Genomic DNA, 19,336 nt, shown 5'->3' on the forward strand with positions numbered 1-19,336 from the left:
TTCAGATAGCGGGATCGCCCGCTTTGGTGGTCAGATTTCCAGGTTAACGCTGAAACCCGCCGTCGCGCCTGAGGTATGAAATCCCGCAGGTTTATAAAGCGGAATGCCCGCAAACAGGTCGTAGCTGAAGCGCCCCCAGAGCGCGCCGCGTACGCCTATTGCACTGCCTGCCAGTTGATGTCCGACCAGGTCGCGAGTCGCAGGTCCGCTTACCCGGCCATAATCGGCAGCCAGATAGAGCTCATGTCCGTGCGAGAAAAGATTCCAGCCAATTTCGTTGCGCCACAGCAGTCCTTTTTCCCCCGACAACATCTGTTCACCGTCGAAGCCGCGTACCGTATAACGGCCGGCAATCGCCATGCGCTCCTGTGGCGTCAGGGCATTCGGACTCCATTGGCCCCGCACACTGCTGTAGACCCGCCAGGGCTGCTCGCCCACAGCGAAAGGATGGTTGATGCCGAGGTCGCCCAGCAATATGCCGGTACGCGCGCTGCCCTGATGACGCGACTCTTCTGGTGCAGGAAGCGCATTAAACGCACCAGTACCGCGCCGCCAGGCGATACTGGCGTCCAGCGTGCTGCTGCCCAGATAGCTATGCTGATTCAGGCCCAGTTCCCAGCCCGCGGTGCGCCGCTTTTGCTGCACAATGTCGATATCGTTGACGGCGTTGGTGGAATGTTTGCGGTAGCCAAGCAGATTAAGCGTGGTTTTGTTCGACTGATCGCGGTAGAGCAACCGGGAGACCGTGAGCTGGAAATTATCGCTCTTGCCGCTGTAGCGCAGCACCTCATTGGCATTGGGGATGTTCTGGTGATAGGTGTAGTCGTTGTAGTTGGCGGAAACGGCCCAGTAGCCTATCGGGAAAAAGTAATTCAGGGTGTGCGAGCGGTTACCGAACGGCCCATGCTCAAACAGATTTTTGCCAATATTGGCGTAAAACAGATCGTTCTGCGCAAAGGGCGCATCCACTGCGAGGGTGGCGGAACCGAGGTAGCGCCCGGTACTTCTGGAGCCGCTGTCATCCAGTCCCAGACTGAGCCGCACCGGTCTGCCTTCGCGCCAGTTGACCTGCAGATCGCTGGTGGCTTCCTGCTCGCCCGGCACGATTTTAATGTCGGCACTGGCACTGGGCACCCGCTTGAAGTTTTCCAGCCCCTGCTCAATATCCCGCAGATTTAATATCTCGCCCGATGACGCCGGAATCGCATTCCACAGCCGTCCACGCCAGGAAACCGGTTCATCAAAACGGATCCTGCTGATACGGCCCGGCTGTAACGTCAGCGTTAATACGCCTTTAGTCAGATCCTGCTCCTGTGCCATGACGCGGGTGGTGACATAGCCTTTGGCGAGAATTGCATTCTGCACTTTGTTAATGACCAGCACGATGCCCTGTCCGCCCAGGCAGCGGCCGGTGGCATCCGCGGCGGCGTCGAGCGCCCACTGAAAACGGCTGGCTTCATCGCCAGTCAGGACGATCTGATTGATGGTAAAGCAGGGCTGCTCACTGGCAGGATAACCGGGCAGACGACTATCAGGACGGGGAAGATGTTCATTCGCCTGCGGCGCATTCTGCTGTTGCAGCACGCGCTCGCGCGTCTGCTGACGCAGTTGCTCGCGGGCATCAATCGCCTGGCCTTCTTCACGGAGGTTATCGGCTGGCGGAGCTGCCATCACCGGGAAAGCAGAGCAGAGCAGCGCGCCTGCCACCATGGCGAGCAGACGCACTGGCGGATGACAGAGCGATAAACAAATCCTTTTCATGAAAATTCCATTTCACTAAATGTAACCGGGTGTAAATTCTGGCGAATTATCCATCAGGAGAGGGGAAAAACAAGAGGGCTGGCTATTTTTAGGGCGGTTTCTTAACCACCGGATTGATGAAAAAATTTAGAGTATGACAGGAGAAAAATTAACAAGTAACCATTTGATATATATGAAACATTTATAATCTGGCGCATCACAACAGCCGATTCCTGATGACCGGCAATGGCAGTTTGAGCACTTTAGCGTATTCATTTGCACCCTAAAAAATGGCCGCTATAGCGGTCACACTCAGGTATGAGTCGAAGACATCAGGCCAAAAAAATCCCATAAAAAAAGGGACGATTGCTCGTCCCTTTTTCGCACAACAAATAGCATTACTGTAGCAGCGAGATATCCGCGACCTGCAGGAACAGCTCACGCAGTTTTGACAGCAGCGTCAGGCGATTAACCCGCACCGCCTGATCGTCGGCGTTAACCATCACTTTATCGAAGAAGTTGTCTACCGCAGTACGCAGCTGTGCCAGTTCGACCAGCGCATCCTGATAACGACCTTCAGCGAAGTAAGGCTGCAGCTTGCTGCTCAGCGCAGTGACAAAGGTCGCCAGCTGGATCTCTTCATTCTCTTTCAGCAGCGACGCCTGCACGCTCTCATTCAGCGTTTCAGTCGATTTTGCCAGAATGTTAGAGACGCGCTTGTTCGCCGCCGCCAGTGCTGCGGCTGCTTCCAGCGTACGGAAGTGCGACACCGCTTTCATGCGTGCATCAAAGTCAGCCGGACGGGTCGGACGACGCGCCAGAACCGCCTGCAGCGTGTCGATGCTGTGACCCTCTTCCTGATACCATGCGCGGAAGCGACCCAGCATAAAGTCGATCACATCATCCACCACGCGGGCGTTGCTCAGCTTGCTGCCATACAAGCGCACCGCTTCTTCGGTCAGAGTCTGCAGGTCGAGCGGCAGGTTCTTCTCAACGATGATACGCAGCACGCCCAGCGCCGCACGACGCAGTGCGAACGGATCTTTGTCACCTTTTGGATGCTGACCAATGCCGAAAATACCGGCCAGCGTATCCATTTTATCGGCAATCGCCAGTGCACAGGCGACAGGGCTGGACGGCAGATCGTCACCGGCAAAGCGCGGCTGATACTGCTCATTCAGCGCCACCGCCACATCTTCGGCTTCGCCGTCGTGACGCGCGTAGTGCATGCCCATCACGCCCTGGGTGTCGGTGAACTCGAAGACCATGTTGGTCATCAGGTCACACTTCGACAGCAGGCCCGCGCGGGTGGCGTGATTCACATCTGCGCCAATTTCACCGGCAATCCAGCCCGCCAGGGCCTGAATGCGATCGGTTTTATCGCGCAGCGTGCCCAGCTCTTTCTGGAACAGCACCGTCTCCAGACGCGGCAGGTGATCTTCCAGACGCTTTTTGCGGTCGGTATTAAAGAAGAACTCCGCATCGGCCAGGCGTGGACGTACCACTTTTTCGTTGCCGGAGATAATCTGGCGCGGATCGCTGGATTCGATGTTGGTGACGAAAATGAAGTTCGGCATCAGGTTGCCGTCATTGTCATACACCGGGAAATACTTCTGATCGCCTTTCATGGTGTAGACCAGCGCTTCCGCAGGCACCTTGAGGAATTTCTCTTCAAAGGTCGCGGTCAGGACCACCGGCCACTCCACCAGCGATGTTACCTCTTCCAGCAGGCTGTCGCTGATATCAGCGTTGCCGCCTAAACGGCGTGCTGCTGCTTCAGCATCGGCTTTAATCATCGCTTTGCGGACCTGATAGTCGGCAATGACCTGGCCGCGTTTTTCCAGCACATCAGGGTACTGATCGGCGTTGTCGAGCGTGATTTCGCTTTCACCCATAAAGCGGTGACCACGAATAACCCGATCTGACTTAATGCCCAGAATGGTGCCTGGGATCAGCTCATCGCCCAGCAGCATCGTCACGGTGTGAACCGGACGAACGAACTGCACATCGCTGTTGCCCCAGCGCATCAGTTTTGGCACCGGCAGCTTGCTGAGCGCGGTAGCGATCATTGCGGGCAGCAGCGCCTGAGCCGCTTCGCCTTTGACCTGAGCGCGATAAACCAGCCATTCGCCTTTATCGGTGGCGAGACGTTCAGCCTGATCGACGGTAATGCCGTTGCCACGCGCCCAGCCTTCAGCGGCTTTGGTCGCGTTGCCGTCAGCGTCAAACGCAGCAGAGATCGCCGGTCCGCGCTTCTCTACTTCCCGATCGGGTTGTGAGGCGCTCAGGTTGGCGACTTTCAGCGCCAGACGACGCGGCGCAGCAAACCAGCTGACCTCGCCGTGGCTCAGGTTAGCGGCATCCAGTTCAGCCGTTACCTGCGCGGCAAAGGCTTCTGCCAGGCTGCGCAGGGCTTTTGGTGGCAGCTCTTCGGTGCCGATCTCCACCAGGAAGGTTTGTTCAGTCATGGCTGCCTCTTACTTTTTGTTATTGCACATCGGGAAGCCCATTGCCTCGCGAGAGGCGTAGTAAGCTTCAGCCACGGCTTTGGTCAGGGTACGAATGCGCAGAATATAGCGCTGACGCTCTGTTACCGAGATCGCTTTGCGGGCATCCAGCAAGTTGAAGCTGTGTGCCGCTTTAAGAATGCGTTCGTAGGCGGGCAGTGGCAGCGGTTTTTCCAGCGCCAGCAGATGCTGCGCCTCTTTCTCATACTGCTCGAAGCAGGTAAAGAGGAAATCAACGTCGGCGTATTCGAAGTTATAGGTGGATTGCTCCACTTCGTTCTGATGGAACACGTCGCCGTAGGTGGTTTTGCCCAGCGGACCGTCGCTCCACACCAGATCGTAAACGCTGTCGACGCCCTGGATGTACATCGCCAGACGCTCCAGACCGTAGGTGATCTCGCCGGTCACCGGCTTACACTCCATGCCGCCAACCTGCTGGAAGTAGGTGAACTGCGTCACTTCCATGCCGTTGAGCCACACTTCCCAGCCGAGTCCCCAGGCACCCAGCGTCGGGTTTTCCCAGTTATCTTCCACGAAGCGAATGTCATGCACCGTCGGGTCCATACCCAGCTCTTTCAGCGAGCCAAGATAGAGCTCCTGAATGTTGTCCGGTGAGGGTTTGATGATCACCTGGAACTGGTAATAGTGTTGCAGGCGGTTCGGGTTTTCACCGTAGCGGCCATCGGTAGGACGGCGTGATGGCTGCACGTAAGCGGCGGCGATCGGCTCCGGGCCGAGTGCGCGCAGGCAGGTCATCGGGTGTGAAGTGCCAGCGCCCACTTCCATGTCCAGCGGTTGGACAATGGTGCAGCCCTGACGCGCCCAGTAATCCTGCAAGGTCAGGATCAGCCCCTGAAAGGTTTTGGTATCAAACTTTTGCATGTTGAGTGTGCACGCGCTTCGGTTAGATTAAAAAAAGAGGCCGACAGTATACCCTTTGACCGCGCGATGTGCAGCCGTAAATCCCAGGCGCTACCGGCGCGTTTTCGCGGTGATTCAGGGCGCTGGCATACAGATGGCTCCGAATCCTGCTGGCAGCAGTTGTTGCTCCGGTCGCATTTGGCTACCCTTTTGCGCACGGACGCGATGCGCAAGAGGATGCCATGCCGCATAAGATTTACTGGATCGATAATTTACGCGCGGTTGCCTGCCTGATGGTGATCGTGATTCACACCACCACCTGGTATATCACCGGGCCGATGGCGGTGACTGGCATCACCTGGGATGCGGCTAATCTGCTGAACTCAGCATCACGCGTCTGTGTTCCGCTGTTCTTTATGATCTCCGGCTATCTGTTTTTTGGCGAACGCAGCGCCCAGCCGCGCCATATGCTCCGGCTGGTGCTCTGTCTGCTGTTCTACAGCGCAGTATCGCTGGCCTATATTACCTGGCTGACCCCCATCAGCGAAGGGCGATCAATCCTGAAGATGCTGCAGAAGCCGGTGTTTTATCACCTGTGGTTCTTCTTTGCGCTGATCGGCATCTATCTGCTGTCGCCCCTGATCCAGGTAAAAACCGTGCAGGCGCGCTACGTGGTACTGCTGGTGCTGGTGCTGGCGGTGCTCGCCAATCCCAATACGGTCAGCCAGTCGCTGGGGCCGTTTCACTTTCTGCCGGTTAATCTCTATGTCAGCGGTGACAGTATCTACTACCTGCTCTATGCGCTGCTGGGACGGGCTATCGGCACCATGGAGACGACCCGGCGTGGTCTGACGCCGCTGGCTGCCGGGCTGTTTATCACCTGTGTGATTGGCATTACATTGGGGACAAAACAGGCGCTGATCGTCAACGGGGCGTTTAATGACACCTGGTATCTCTACTGCGGACCGCTGGTGTTTATTGCCGCGATCAGCCTGCTCATCGTGTTTAAAAACAGCCTGAACCAGCGCACGCTGCCCGGTTTAACGGTGATTGCGCGCTATTCACTGCCGATCTACGGCTTTCATGCGCTGTTCATTCACTACCTGCGAACGCATCATTACGATGATATGTCGCGTCCGTGGCTCGACCTGCCCTGGGTATTCGGGCTGACGCTGGGCGGCAGCCTGCTGCTGGGTATGGCACTGAAACGCGTCGATACCCGTCACTTTGTCAGCTGATCGGCGTCACGCTGGCGGGCGCGCCGTAGCTGGCGCGCCGATGAAAACCCCGCCGCCAGCGCCGCTTTTTCGGCAGATTCACCCTGCTGCTGACGCTGGCGTGCCACGCCAACCCGCAGCTGCTCATGGTATTCACGCACGCTAATCCCCAGATGCTGGCGAAACAGCCGCGCCAGATGGCGGCTGCTGACATGCGTGCGTCCAGCCAGCTCGGTCAGGGTCCAGCCGTGCTCCGGATGGGCAGTCATCAGATCCTGCGCCCGGTGAATGGCCGGATGCATGTGGTTGCGGTAACGCAGCCACGGCGAAAGTTGCGGATCGTCACCGGCACGGCGGAACCAGACCACCATCTCCCGCGCTACCGCCAGCGCGGTTTGCGTATCACAGAGCTGATTAATCAGATGCAGCGCCAGATCGATTCCCGCCGTGATGCCTGCGCTGGTCCAGATATTCTCATGCCCGACAAACACCCGGTTCTCCTGCACCCGTGCGCGCGGGGCTGCGGCTTTCAGGCGGGCAATCACATCATGATGGGTGGTGCAGAGCACGTCATCCAGCATGCCTGCCTGCGCCGCCAGCAGCGCACCCGAGCAGACGCAGACCAGCATAAAGGTCTGCGCGCGCAGCGCGCCGTGCTGGCGCATCAGCCAGTCGCGAGCCTCTCCGGCCTGCGGCGTGGCGTAACAGACCTGCGAGTCATAGACGCCAGGCACCACCAGCAGACTCCCGGCGGGCAACTGTTCCGGTAACGGTTCGATGCCGCCAATGGTCATGCCGGTGGAGCAGACCACCTCCGGCTGCGGGCCGATGTAGCGCAGCATAAAGTGCTCGCCCGCCAGCTTCAGCGTCTCGGCCGGGCCGGTGAGATCCAGCGCCATCACGCCGGGCAGGGTTAAAAACCAGACGGTGTGTGTCATGCTGGCCCGGGCTATACCAGATCCCAGCCACGGGCGCGCCACAGCGCAGGCAGTTGCGCCATATCGTCGAAGCGCGTCACCAGCGGATGATCCAGTTCAGGGTTGTGCGGGTCAGCGCAGTAGTAGTAGACCGGAATGCCGGCGGCGATACCGGCGCGGGCGCCCGCTTCGGAGTCATCCACCAGAATGCAGCGCTCAATCGGCACCTGCATCTGTTCCGCAGCGTGGTACATCAGTTCCGGATCGGGCTTCCAGTGCAGAATGTCATAGCCGCTGTAGAGGTGCTCCGCAAACAGCGGCAGCATGCCGGTTAAGCCCAGCGAGTGCTGCATCTTTTTTACCGTCCCGTTTGAAACCACGCACATCGGCACCTTGATCTGCTCAACCAGCGCTTTCGCGCCCGGGATGGGCTGCAGTTGCTGATCAAACAGCCGCGCGACCTCTGCGCGATAAGCAGTCTCCACCTCTTCCATCGGCAGCGTCACCTGATGCGCGTCGCCGACGTCACGAATAATGTCGTAGAGTTTGACGCCCTTATACTTTTCAAACATCTGCTGCAGCGACAGTTCCAGGCCGTAACGGGCAAAGGTGTTGACGTAGGCCTGGGTACAGAGCAACTCACTGTCCACCAGCGTGCCATCGCAATCAAAAAAGACGCATTCTACTGACATCAGACTCTATCCTTCGATTCAGGGGTGTGCTCCACACTCTACCGCACTCAGCGCAGATTGCGAGACTGGCAATCGGTTGCGAAAAATCATTGTATTGCCCCGGTAAAATCGCCAGGATACGCGCCGATGATTTTTTCTTCTGGATGGATGGCATGAGCAAGCAAGGCGTTTTGCAGCGCATCTTCAGGCTGCAGGAACATGGCACCACGGTGCGCACCGAAGTGATCGCGGGTATCACCACCTTTCTGACGATGGTCTACATCGTCTTCGTCAATCCGCAGATCCTCGGCGTCGCCGGCATGGATACCCAGGCGGTGTTTGTGACCACCTGTCTGATTGCCGCTTTCGGCAGCATTCTGATGGGACTGTTTGCCAATCTGCCGGTGGCGCTGGCGCCCGCAATGGGGCTGAACGCCTTTTTCGCCTTTGTGGTGGTCGGTGCGATGGGCTATTCGTGGCAGGTGGGTATGGGCGCGATCTTCTGGGGTGCGGTCGGCCTGCTGATCCTGACGCTGCTGCGGGTTCGCTACTGGATGATTGCCAATATCCCGCTGAGCCTGCGCGTCGGCATTACCGCCGGTATCGGCCTGTTTATCGCCATGATGGGGCTGAAGAATGCCGGTATTATCGTGCCGAATCCCGATACCCTGGTGGCCGTGGGGAACCTGACCTCGCACAGCGTACTGCTGGGCGCGCTGGGCTTCTTTATCATCGCTATTCTGGCATCACGCAATATCCACGCGGCAGTGCTGATCTCGATGGTGGTTACCACCGCTATCGGCTGGATGCTGGGCGACGTGAAGTTTGTCGGCCTGTTTTCTGCGCCGCCTTCCATTACTTCTGTGGTTGGCCAGGTGGATATCAAAGGCGCCTTCAACATCGGCATGGCAGGCGTAATCTTCTCCTTTATGCTGGTCAATCTGTTCGACTCCTCCGGCACGCTGATCGGCGTCACCGACAAAGCGGGACTGACCGATGAAACCGGCACTTTCCCGCGCATGCAGCAGGCGCTCTATGTCGACAGCATCAGTTCAGTGAGTGGCGCGCTGGCAGGCACCTCATCCGTGACCGCCTATATCGAAAGCACCTCGGGCGTGGCGATTGGTGGCCGTACCGGCCTGATGGCCGTGGTCACCGGCCTGCTGTTCCTGCTGGTGACCTTCCTGTCACCGCTGGCCGCGATGGTGCCATCCTACGCCGCTGCGGGCGCGCTGATTTACGTTGGGGTGTTAATGACCGCCAGCCTGTCGCGCGTACGCTGGGATGATCTGACCGAAGCCGTTCCGGCGTTTGTGACCGCCGCCATGATGCCCTTCAGCTTTTCCATCACCGAAGGCATTGCGCTGGGATTCATCGCTTACTGCGTCATGAAGCTGGGTACTGGCCGCTGGCGTGAAATCAGCCCCTGCGTAGTGATTGTTGCTCTGCTGTTTGTGCTGAAGATTGTCTTTGTAGACGCGCACTAAGCGCATTCAGGGCCGCAACCTCCGGGTTGCGGCTTTTTACATTTCAGGATGCAGGCTGCGCTCGCTGGGCAGGCTGGTCAGCCGCAGAGCATGAGGCCCGATGTTGGGCTTACCCATCTCTATTTCGCGTAATGCGTGCCACTGAAAGGCGTTATCCATCTCCCACAGATGCAGACGCTGAGTCGCAGACGACAGCGCACACGACCAGACCAGCATGGGCTCCGCATCGCACACCACCTGAATATCGGGATAGAGTGAAGATCGCAGCCGACCCGCACCGGGCAACAGGCGCAGCGAATCCAGTCCCCGATCGCCCTCTCCCGTCAGCTTGAGAATGCTCTGGCGTAATGTCCAGATCTGCGTCACCGCCTCCATGGCATCCTGCTGGGCATTGATCCAGGCGATCTCGCCCGAGGTTAATCCCTGAATCAGCTGCTCCTGAGTCTAACGGCTTCTGGCATGCACAATCTCCATATCCAGACCGGCACGTCCGCCCTCTTCGGCCAGCAGCACACCCACCGTATTGCCCGCATAGGCGATGCTGAAATCGGGCAGATCGCTGTCAGCAAAAACGGGGCGTCCGTTGCTCTGGATAAGCAGGCGCGGCAGCTCACCAATGCCATAAACCCGTAGCATCAGTTGTGCCAGCAGGGTACGGGCGGCAAGAAATCGCCCACGGCGTTTGTCAGCAAACTGCTGTGCCGTGTCGGTGATAGCCTGGGGAATGCGTAAATCATTAGCCGGGAAGCCGGGATCGCCCGTCCAGCGTACAAAATGACCAGCCATCTGTCGCTCCGTGAAAATGGTCAGATAATCATCAGAAGCATTGTAGGAATTTTCTTACCTTAATGCACCTGGCAACGCATAGATTGGGGTAAATTCGGATTAGGATGAGCAGAGTCGCGAGGGAGAGCTAACCGGACAGAAGCGTCACGATGCCCATCTTCAACAGCTTAAAGGAATTATTGCCGCTGCCTGTCAGCACAGAATAACAGGAGGGTCAGCCATGTTGCTGGACGAAATGGTGAAACGAGAGCGCAGCCTGCACAGTGCCAGGCGACGGGAACTGGCGTGGCTGGAGCAGATACTCCATCCTGACTTTTGTGAGATAACCCGTTCAGGACGCTTTGTGACTCGCGCGCAGACCATCGCGGCGCTGATAAAAGAAGATGCGATGCCCGATATGCTTAGTAGTAACTTTCAGCTGGTGAGCACGGGCGAGAGGAGTCTGATACTGCACTACCAGAGCTGTGATGCCGATGGCAGTCGGGCCGCACTGCGCGCCTCACACTGGCTGCGCGAGGAGCAGAACTGGCGAATGGTGTTTCATCAGGGGACGCCTGCAGCGGAACCGGGTTTTATCCGCGAGCCTCATTACTGACAACGAGCAGGCTGTGACACTGCTGTCATGCGAGTGTCAGGCTGCTGTCGGGTCAGGATCGTGTTACTGCCGGACGTTTCGCCGCACACTTTTCCTTCCTGTCTGTTACTACGGAGAATACGAATGAGCAGCATCAACAGATTCAAAGAACATCGACTGGCCCGGGCGTGGTCACAGGAACAACTGGCAGAAATGGCGGGACTGAGCACCCGCACCGTGCAGCGGATTGAAAATGGCGAGCGACCGGGGCTGGAAACACTGAGTGCACTGGCTGCCGTCTTTGAAGTGAACGTTGCTGATCTGACCGGTCCACAGAACGGGGAGGATCAGGCGCTGGATCAGCGGATTGTTGATGCACGCAGCAGGCTCCTCGGTGAGGCGCGCTTTTACCGTTCACTGATTACCGCAGTAGTGGTTTGCGGACTGCTGTTTGTGCTTAATCATGTGACGGCACCGGATGATCACTGGTCGCTCTGGGTCGCAGCGATCTGGGGAGCGGTGCTGTTTGTCCGGGCATTGAGGACCTTTGTTTTTCATGGCCTGACGCAGCGCTGGCAGCAAAAGCGCCTGCAAAAAATGCTGCGCCGCTGAACGGTTCGGAGGGTGACACGCTGTTTAAGGTCATCCGCGTCGCGATTCGACTCGCGACGCGGGCAGCATCAGGCGAAACGACTCGCCTGCTCAAAGCTCAGTCGCGGCAGGCGCGGATGCAGTTTTGACGCGTCACCATAGCCGAGGTTAATCAGCAGGTTAACCTGATACTGACCGTCGGGGAAAAAGGCGTCATTGACTTTGGCCGGATCAAACCCGGACATCGGACCGGCATCCAGACCCAGCGAACGCGCCGCCAGAATCAGGTAGCCCGCCTGCAGGCTGCTGTTACGGAAAGCGGTCTCTTTTGCCGCTTCCGGGCTGCCGGTAAACCAGCTGCGCGCATCAGCATGCGGGAACAGGGCGGGCAGCTGCTCATAGAACTCGCGGTCCCAGGCCACAATCACCGTGACCGGCGCGCTCATGGTTTTTTCCAGATTGCCGGAAGAGAGTGCCGGTTTCAGCTTCTCTTTGCCTTCCGCCGAGGTCACGAAAACAAATCGCGCAGGCGAGCAGTTCGCCGAGGTCGGGCCCAGCGCCGTTAAAGCATAGAGCTGCTCCAGCAGGGCGTTATCGACGGGCTTAGCCTGCCAGTAACTATGGGTGCGGGCGTCATTAAACAGCGTGTCCAGTGCGGCAGTGTCGAGCGGTGTACTCATGCAACTCTCCTGTTTCAGGCGAAAAAGTTCGCCCAACGGTGTTCACGTAGTGGGTTTGCGTCCGGTCCGACGCGGCGGGATAAGGCGGGGATTATTCACCGCAATCCGTCGCCGCACGTCAGATCGGCGCTTCAACCGTTATACGGCAATGCCGTGCCGCCGCAAAATAACATATCAGCAAGAATCAACGCAGAGGCGGGAATAACAGGGAGGCAGCGTGGCAGGAAATCTGGCCTGACAGCAGGTCGCTATCAGGCCAGCAAGGTTATTTACCGATACAGAAGCTGGAGAAGATGCGACCCAGCAAATCGTCAGAAGTGAACTCGCCGGTGATCTCGCTTAACGCCTGCTGGGCAAGACGCAACTCTTCCGCCAGTAACTCACCGGCCCAGGCACCGAGCAGCTGCGCTTTACCCTGCTGTAAGTGCGTTGCCGCCAGCTCCAGCGCCTGCAGATGACGGCGACGCGCCAGGAAGCCGCCTTCCATATTGCCGGCGAAGCCCATGCTCTGCTTCAGGTGATCGCGCAGCTCGTCCACGCCCGCGCTGGTGCGTGCCGACAGGCGAATCAGTGAGTGACCATTTACTTCTGTCAGACCGAGAGACTCCCCGGTGACATCCGCCTTGTTGCGGACCACGGTAATCGGCAGTTCGGGCGGCAGACGAGAGACGAAATCGGGCCAGATAGCCGCCGCTTCGGTGGCGTCGGTCGTCGTGCCGTCCACCATAAACAGCACGCGGTCAGCCTGTTCGATCTCCTGCCAGGCGCGCTCAATCCCGATGCGCTCCACTTCGTCGCTGGCTTCACGCAGACCGGCGGTGTCGATGATATGCAGCGGCATGCCATCAATATGAATATGCTCACGCAGTACGTCACGGGTGGTGCCTGCGATATCCGTGACGATGGCGGCGTCACGGCCCGCCAGCGCATTCAGCAGGCTCGATTTGCCCGCATTAGGCCGGCCCGCAATCACCACTTTCATCCCTTCACGCAGCAGGCTGCCCTGACGCGCTTCGGCACGGACGGCATCCAGGTCGCCGATCACCGTATTCAGCTGCGCTTCGATTCTGCCGTCAGAGAGGAAATCGATCTCCTCATCCGGGAAGTCGATAGCGGCTTCGACATAGATCCGCAGGTGAGTGAGTGCTTCCACAAGATGATTGATACGGGTGGAGAAGACGCCCTGCAGGGAGTTCACGGCCGAACGCGCCGCCTGCTCCGAACTGGCATCAATCAGGTCGGCAATCGCTTCGGCCTGCGCCAGATCGAGCTTGTCATTCAGAAACGCACGCTCTGAAAACTCACCCGGCTGAGCGATACGCACGCCCGGCAGCGCCACGATGCGCTTCAGCAGCAGATCGAGGATCACCGGGCCGCCGTGGCCCTGCAGCTCCAGCACATCTTCACCGGTAAAGGAGTTAGGACCGGGAAACCACAGCGCAATGCCCTGATCCAGCACGCGGCCATCGCTATCGGTGAACGGCAGATAATCGGCGTAACGCGGCTTAGGCAGTTTGCCCAGCAGCTGGCGGGCGACCTCTGCCGCCTGGGCGCCAGAGACGCGCAGAATGCCTACGCCGCCGCGTCCGGGCGGCGTCGCCTGGGCAACAATGGTATCGCTGTGGCTCATAAATTTTCTCTCGCTACAAAAAACACAGGCGGTCGCTTTGACCGCCTGAGAATAGACTATTTTAGGGCGGGATTGCTCCCGCTCTGGATCGCTTACGCTTTCTTCTTGTCGCGGCTATGCAGACCACGTTTTTCCAGGCCGCGATAAATCAGCTGCTGCTGGAGAATGGTGACCAGGTTGCTGACGATGTAGTACAGCACCAGACCTGACGGGAACCACAGGAAGAACACGGTGAAAATCACCGGCATGTACGTCATGATCTTCTGCTGCATCGGATCGGTCACGGTGGTCGGTGACATCTTCTGAATGAAGAACATGGTGATGCCCATCAGAATCGGCAGGATGTAGTACGGGTCCTGCGCTGACAGGTCATGGATCCACAGAATAAATGGCGCATGACGCAGTTCAACCGAGCCTGACAGCATGTAGTAGAGCGCCAGGAAGATTGGCATCTGAATCACCAGCGGCAGACAGCCACCCAGCGGATTCACTTTCTCTGCTTTATACAGCGCCATCATTTCCTGGCTCTGCTTCTGCTTGTCATCACCCAGACGCTCACGCATCGCCTGAATTTTCGGCTGCAGCATACGCATCTTCGCCATCGAGGTGTACTGCGCTTTGGTCAGCGGGTACATAATGCCGCGCACGATGAAGGTGATCACGATAATGGAGAAGCCCCAGTTACCGATGAAGCTGTGGATAAATTTCAGCAGTTTGAACAGCGGCTGAGAGATAAACCACAACCAGCCGTAATCCACGGTCAAATCAAGGTGCGGCGCAATCGCTGCCATCTTGTCCTGAATTTCCGGGCCGACCCACAGCGTTGCACCCAGATTCTGCTGTGCGCCCGCGGCAATGGTGACCGGTGCAGATTTATAGCCAATCGCCGCCACGCCATTACCCAGGTTGCTGGTGTAAAGGGTGTTGGTGCCTTCAGTACGCGGAACCCATGCTGTTGCAAAGTACTGCTGCAGCATCGCAACCCAGCCATTGCTGGTGGTGGCGTTCAGGTTCTCGTTATCCGCGATGGTGTCGAATTTATACTTCTCATATTTCGACTCGCTGGTGGAGTAGGCCGCGCCACGGAAGGTGTGCAGAGCAAAGTTGTTGCTGCCGGTATCACGATGCTTAGGCAGATCGATGGTCTGCTTCAGCTGGCCAAACAGCGACACTTCCAGCGGCTGCTGGGTGGTGTTGTTGACATGATAATCGACATTAACGGCATATTCGCCACGCTTGAAGATGAAGGTTTTGGTGTAAACCACGCCATTTTCAGCGGTGTAGGTCATCGGCACACGCAGTTCGGACTGGCCATCAGCCATCTCGAAGTGATCCTGCGCAGCGTTGAACAGCGGACGCGCGCCGTTGTTCGGGTTATCCGGGCCATTACGACCGGTCAAACCACTCTGAGCCTGATAAAGGAACGCTGGCGTTGTTTCAAGCAGCTGGAACGGCTGGTTAGAACCCAGTTTGTCCGGGAAAGTCAGCAGCTGTGCTTGTTCAACATCACCGCCTCGGGTGTTGATATTCAATGACAGGACATCAGTCTTAACGGTGATCGTCTGGCCCTGACCGCTGGCCGGTACACCCTGACTGGCGGTATCACCCGCTACGCTGTTTGTGCCTTGTGTGGTCTGCGTCTGCTGTGGCTGCGGAGCGTGGTCCGTCTGCCAGGCTTGCCAGATCATAAAGGTCACGAACAGAAAAGCGATGAGAAAGAGATTGCGTTGCGAATCCATCGTTAATGTTCTCTGGTATCAAAGGTTTTTGGCGGCACAGGATCGTCACCACCCGGGTTCAAGGGGTGGCATTTTAATACGCGTTTTAATGTCAACCAACTGCCTTTTATCAGGCCGAACCTGCGTAATGCCTCAATTCCGTAATGAGAGCAGGTCGGGTGAAACCGACAGTGTGGTCCCAGTAATGGACTGATGCCGCGTTGATAGACGCGTATCAGGACGATCAGGAGCCGCGCGCCAGGCGACAGTGACGACGCCATAATTTCTCCAACGCTTCCGCCAGCATACGGTTATCCAGATCGGCAACCCCCTTCTTCGCGACCACCACGAAGTCCATCGACGGCAGTTCATGTTGACGCAGACGAAAGCTTTCGCGGGTCAATCGCTTGATCCGGTTGCGTTCATGAGCGCGTTTCACATGTTTTTTAGCGACGGTGAGACCGATGCGGGGATGCCCCAGCGCGTTAAGGCGGCCGAGAATAGTAATTTGCGGCGTGCCAGCCCGTTGTGGCTGCTGGAAGACGAAAGTGAAATGAGTGGGAGTTAACAAACGTAACTCCCTGGGAAATGCGAGCTTACCCATCAGGGCTTGCTTTATTACTTAGAAACGGTCAGACGAGAACGGCCTTTAGCACGACGACGTGCCAGAACCTGACGACCATTTTTTGTTGCCATACGAGCACGGAAACCGTGTGAACGGTTGCGCTTCAGTACGGACGGTTGAAAAGTGCGTTTCATGGCGGTTTCTACCTAAACTTGAAAATTTTCACTGGGTGACGCGTTTCGGGCCAGAAAATCGACCTACGCCTCAATGTGTCTTTAATAAAGAGGCGGGATTGTAATAATTGTACAGTCCCGAGTCAATTTACTTCGCGTGTCATAGTGCCTGAAAACCCGCATACAGCCCGCAGAGTCCCGACTTTGCGCCTGATGGCTCAATGTCGGGTGGAGAATTATACGGGCTCCGCACTAAAGCGCAAGGATCGCACGGGATCTTATTGCGATCGGCTGGCCGGATCCTGGGGATAAAATGAGATGTCGCCCGAAATTTTAATGGATTGCGCCAGATCCCTGCTGGTTTTTCCCGCAACTGGCGTAAACTTCTTTGCGCGCCTCTGGCCTGTGGATAAAAAGGATCAAAACTGTGTAGAAAGGGAAGATCTCTGCCTCGCTTTGCGCTATGATCCGCCCTTCCGCTGACGATCCTCCGGTGATTGCAGGACGGAAAACCGCTGATAGCGGTCGCAGGCGCTTTCTTAGCGTCTGTGTCAAAAATGAACGTTTCTTAGAGTAACGCCTACTATTCTTTTCGAATTTGTACGAGTGGAGTCCGCCGTGTCACTTACGCTTTGGCAACAGTGTCTTGCCCGTTTGCAGGATGAGCTTCCTGCCACCGAATTCAGCATGTGGATCCGTCCACTACAGGCTGAGTTAAACGACAATACGCTTGCCTTGTATGCTCCAAATCGCTTCGTACTCGACTGGGTTCGGGACAAATACCTTAATAGTATCAATGCACTGCTGAATGAATTCTGCGGTCCAAACGTGCCCGCACTGCGTTTTGAAGTGGGAACGCGCCCGGTTCAGCAGCAGGCGGCAGCGGTCAGCCAGCCCGTAATGGCCAGCGTCAGCGCGCCCGTGATGCCCGTACAGAGCCATATTCGTCCGGCCCCGACGCAGATTATGCGTCCCAGCTGGGATAATGTCCCGGCACCAGCCGACGTGACCTATCGCTCAAATGTGAATAACCGTCATAACTTCGATAACTTCGTCGAGGGTAAATCTAACCAGCTGGCGCGCGCGGCGGCACGTCAGGTGGCGGATAATCCAGGCGGCGCTTATAACCCGCTGTTTCTGTATGGCGGCACCGGTCTCGGTAAAACGCACCTGTTGCATGCGGTGGGCAACGGCATCATTGCCCGTAAACCCAATGCAAAAGTGGTTTATATGCACTCCGAGCGCTTCGTGCAGGACATGGTTAAAGCACTGCAGAACAATGCGATTGAAGAGTTCAAACGCTACTACCGTTCGGTAGATGCGCTGCTGATCGATGACATTCAGTTCTTTGCTAATAAAGAGCGATCGCAGGAAGAGTTCTTCCACACCTTTAATGCCTTATTAGAGGGCAACCAGCAGATCATCCTCACCTCGGATCGCTATCCAAAAGAGATCAACGGGGTGGAAGATCGTCTTAAATCACGTTTCGGCTGGGGTTTAACGGTGGCGATCGAGCCGCCTGAGCTGGAAACGCGTGTGGCGATCCTGATGAAAAAAGCGGATGAGAACGACATCCGTCTGCCTGGTGAAGTCGCCTTCTTTATTGCCAAGCGGTTACGCTCTAACGTGCGTGAGCTGGAAGGCGCGCTGAATCGCGTGATCGCCAATGCCAACTTTACTGGCCGGGCGATTACCATCGACTTCGTGCGCGAAGCGCTGCGCGATCTGCTGGCGCTGCAGGAAAAGCTGGTCACCATTGATAATATTCAGAAGACCGTGGCTGAGTACTACAAAATTAAGGTGGCGGATCTGCTTTCCAAGCGCCGTTCGCGCTCGGTGGCACGTCCGCGCCAGATGGCGATGGCGATGGCGAAAGAGTTAACCAACCATAGCTTGCCAGAAATTGGCGATGCTTTTGGGGGTCGCGACCATACAACGGTGCTTCATGCCTGCCGCAAGATTGAGCAGCTGCGTGAAGAGAGCCACGATATCAAAGAAGATTTCTCTAATCTCATCAGAACATTATCTTCCTGACGCTATGAAATTTATTGTTGAACGTGAGCAGCTGCTGAAGCCGCTGCAACAAGTAAGTGGTCCCCTGGGTGGTCGTCCGACGCTGCCGATCCTTGGAAACCTGCTGCTGCAGGTAACTGAAGGTTCGCTGTTGCTGACCGGTACCGATCTGGAAATGGAGATGGTCGCACGCGTGGCGCTGACTCAGGCACATGAGCCTGGATCCACCACCGTTCCGGCGCGCAAATTCCTCGATATCTGCCGCGGATTGCCGGATGGCGCAGAAATTACTCTGGCACTGGAAGGCGATCGCATGCTGGTGCGCTCTGGCCGCAGCCGTTTTTCGCTGTCGACCCTGCCCGCCAGTGACTTCCCGAATCTTGACGACTGGCAGAGTGAGGTTGAATTCACCCTGCCACAGGCAACGCTGAAACGGCTGATTGAAGCCACCCAGTTTTCGATGGCGCATCAGGATGTGCGTTACTACCTCAACGGCATGATGTTTGAAACCGAAGGGGAAGAGCTGCGCACCGTGGCCACTGACGGTCACCGTCTGGCTGTCTGCTCCATGCCGATTGGTCAGGCGCTGCCGAGTCATTCGGTGATTGTGCCGCGCAAAGGCGTGATTGAACTGCTGCGTCTGCTGGATGGCGGCGATACTCCGCTGCAGGTTCAGATTGGCGGCAGCAATATCCGTGCGCATGTCGGCGACTACATCTTTACCTCTAAGCTGGTTGATGGCCGTTTCCCCGATTATCGTCGCGTATTGCCGAAGAATCCGGACAAAGCGCTGGAAGCGGGCTGCGATCTGCTCAAACAGGCCTTTGCCCGCGCCGCTATCCTCTCTAACGAGAAGTTCCGCGGTGTTCGGCTCTATATCACCGAAAATCAGCTGAAGATCACCGCCAATAACCCTGAACAGGAAGAAGCGGAAGAGATGCTGGATGTCAGCTACAACGGCACGGAACTGGAGATTGGCTTCAACGTCAGTTACGTGCTGGATGTGCTGAACGCGCTGAAGTGCGAAAACGTCCGTCTGCTGCTGACCGATTCAGTGTCGAGCGTGCAGATTGAGGATGTGGCGAGTCCGGCAGCGGCCTATGTCGTCATGCCCATGCGCTTGTAGAATATATCGGCCTGGCTTACTTGCCATTCTGATTCCGGGCAGTGCTCGCCCCTGGTCACATACTTCAGTATGCTCCCAGG

17 protein-coding genes and 1 pseudogene are annotated in these 19,336 nt (G+C 57.1%); 6 read left to right on the plus strand and 12 right to left on the minus strand.

Features of this window, described 5'->3' with window-relative positions; all coding sequences use genetic code 11:
• Window positions 1-30 precede the first annotated feature (30 nt).
• The 3 genes from OK412_RS17525 to glyQ all read right to left on the minus strand — a co-directional run bounded on the left by OK412_RS17525 (window position 31) and on the right by glyQ (window position 5,129).
• Complete coding sequence (locus OK412_RS17525) at window positions 31-1,761, minus strand: ShlB/FhaC/HecB family hemolysin secretion/activation protein (RefSeq protein WP_264353395.1); 1,731 nt, start codon at window positions 1,759-1,761, stop codon at window positions 31-33.
• A 377-nt stretch (window positions 1,762-2,138) separates the two neighbouring features.
• On the minus strand, window positions 2,139-4,208 hold the full coding sequence (gene glyS, locus OK412_RS17530) for a glycine--tRNA ligase subunit beta (protein ID WP_010258943.1): 2,070 nt from the start codon (window positions 4,206-4,208) through the stop codon (window positions 2,139-2,141).
• Window positions 4,209-4,217: 9 nt separating this feature from the next.
• On the minus strand, window positions 4,218-5,129 hold the full coding sequence (glyQ, locus tag OK412_RS17535) for a glycine--tRNA ligase subunit alpha (RefSeq protein ID WP_010258942.1): 912 nt from the start codon (window positions 5,127-5,129) through the stop codon (window positions 4,218-4,220).
• Window positions 5,130-5,350: 221 nt separating this feature from the next.
• Between glyQ and OK412_RS17540 the strand changes: the two genes are divergently transcribed.
• Window positions 5,351-6,346, plus strand: coding sequence for an acyltransferase (locus OK412_RS17540; protein WP_264353396.1), 996 nt, complete (start codon window positions 5,351-5,353; stop codon window positions 6,344-6,346).
• Here OK412_RS17540 and OK412_RS17545 read toward each other — a convergent pair.
• The gene (locus tag OK412_RS17545; RefSeq protein ID WP_264353397.1) at window positions 6,331-7,263 is read right to left on the minus strand and encodes a GlxA family transcriptional regulator; all 933 of its coding nucleotides are present in this window, start codon (window positions 7,261-7,263) and stop codon (window positions 6,331-6,333) included. The two genes, OK412_RS17540 and OK412_RS17545, sit on opposite strands and share 16 nt — an antisense overlap.
• 11 nt (window positions 7,264-7,274) lie before the next feature.
• Window positions 7,275-7,934, minus strand: a complete 660-nt coding sequence (gene yieH, locus OK412_RS17550) for a 6-phosphogluconate phosphatase (protein WP_010258939.1) — start codon at window positions 7,932-7,934, stop codon at window positions 7,275-7,277.
• Between the two features lie 152 nt (window positions 7,935-8,086).
• Between yieH and OK412_RS17555 the strand changes: the two genes are divergently transcribed.
• The gene (locus OK412_RS17555) at window positions 8,087-9,400 is read left to right on the plus strand and encodes an NCS2 family permease (RefSeq protein ID WP_010258938.1); all 1,314 of its coding nucleotides are present in this window, start codon (window positions 8,087-8,089) and stop codon (window positions 9,398-9,400) included.
• A 36-nt stretch (window positions 9,401-9,436) separates the two neighbouring features.
• Here the strand turns inward: OK412_RS17555 and OK412_RS17560 are convergent.
• Window positions 9,437-10,186 (minus strand): annotated as a pseudogene (locus tag OK412_RS17560) (4'-phosphopantetheinyl transferase family protein).
• Window positions 10,187-10,406: 220 nt separating this feature from the next.
• Here OK412_RS17560 and OK412_RS17565 point away from each other — a divergent pair.
• Both OK412_RS17565 and OK412_RS17570 read left to right on the plus strand, forming a co-directional pair.
• Window positions 10,407-10,781 carry a DUF4440 domain-containing protein gene (locus OK412_RS17565; protein WP_264353398.1) on the plus strand — a complete coding sequence of 125 codons (375 nt, stop codon included), beginning with the start codon at window positions 10,407-10,409 and terminating at the stop codon, window positions 10,779-10,781.
• 123 nt (window positions 10,782-10,904) lie between these two features.
• The gene (locus OK412_RS17570; RefSeq protein ID WP_033759357.1) at window positions 10,905-11,372 is read left to right on the plus strand and encodes a helix-turn-helix domain-containing protein; all 468 of its coding nucleotides are present in this window, start codon (window positions 10,905-10,907) and stop codon (window positions 11,370-11,372) included.
• Between the two features lie 68 nt (window positions 11,373-11,440).
• On the opposite strand, the gene OK412_RS17575 is transcribed toward OK412_RS17570, so the two are convergent.
• From OK412_RS17575 to rpmH, 6 genes are all read right to left on the minus strand, one after another.
• Window positions 11,441-12,031: a malonic semialdehyde reductase gene (locus OK412_RS17575; protein ID WP_010258936.1), complete on the minus strand. Its 591-nt coding sequence runs from the start codon at window positions 12,029-12,031 to the stop codon at window positions 11,441-11,443.
• 265 nt (window positions 12,032-12,296) lie between these two features.
• Window positions 12,297-13,661: a tRNA uridine-5-carboxymethylaminomethyl(34) synthesis GTPase MnmE gene (gene mnmE / locus OK412_RS17580; protein WP_010258935.1), complete on the minus strand. Its 1,365-nt coding sequence runs from the start codon at window positions 13,659-13,661 to the stop codon at window positions 12,297-12,299.
• Window positions 13,662-13,753: 92 nt separating this feature from the next.
• A complete protein-coding gene (yidC, locus tag OK412_RS17585) occupies window positions 13,754-15,400 on the minus strand; it encodes a membrane protein insertase YidC (protein ID WP_010258933.1) in 1,647 nt (548 codons plus the stop codon).
• A 2-nt stretch (window positions 15,401-15,402) separates the two neighbouring features.
• On the minus strand, window positions 15,403-15,660 hold the full coding sequence (gene yidD, locus OK412_RS17590; protein ID WP_008926397.1) for a membrane protein insertion efficiency factor YidD: 258 nt from the start codon (window positions 15,658-15,660) through the stop codon (window positions 15,403-15,405).
• On the minus strand, window positions 15,624-15,983 hold the full coding sequence (gene rnpA / locus OK412_RS17595) for a ribonuclease P protein component (protein WP_008926396.1): 360 nt from the start codon (window positions 15,981-15,983) through the stop codon (window positions 15,624-15,626). Before rnpA ends, yidD begins: the two co-directional genes overlap by 37 nt.
• 14 nt (window positions 15,984-15,997) lie before the next feature.
• Window positions 15,998-16,138: a 50S ribosomal protein L34 gene (rpmH, locus tag OK412_RS17600; protein ID WP_003849659.1), complete on the minus strand. Its 141-nt coding sequence runs from the start codon at window positions 16,136-16,138 to the stop codon at window positions 15,998-16,000.
• Between the two features lie 597 nt (window positions 16,139-16,735).
• Here rpmH and dnaA point away from each other — a divergent pair.
• On the plus strand, window positions 16,736-18,151 hold the full coding sequence (dnaA, locus tag OK412_RS17605) for a chromosomal replication initiator protein DnaA (RefSeq protein ID WP_031591042.1): 1,416 nt from the start codon (window positions 16,736-16,738) through the stop codon (window positions 18,149-18,151).
• A gap of 4 nt (window positions 18,152-18,155) precedes the next feature.
• Complete coding sequence (dnaN, locus tag OK412_RS17610; RefSeq protein WP_010258930.1) at window positions 18,156-19,256, plus strand: DNA polymerase III subunit beta; 1,101 nt, start codon at window positions 18,156-18,158, stop codon at window positions 19,254-19,256.
• The last annotated feature ends 80 nt before the right edge of the window (window positions 19,257-19,336 follow it).

This window comes from Pantoea sp. JV6 (assembly GCF_025910055.1).
Taxonomy (GTDB): Bacteria; Pseudomonadota; Gammaproteobacteria; order Enterobacterales; family Enterobacteriaceae; genus Pantoea; species Pantoea agglomerans.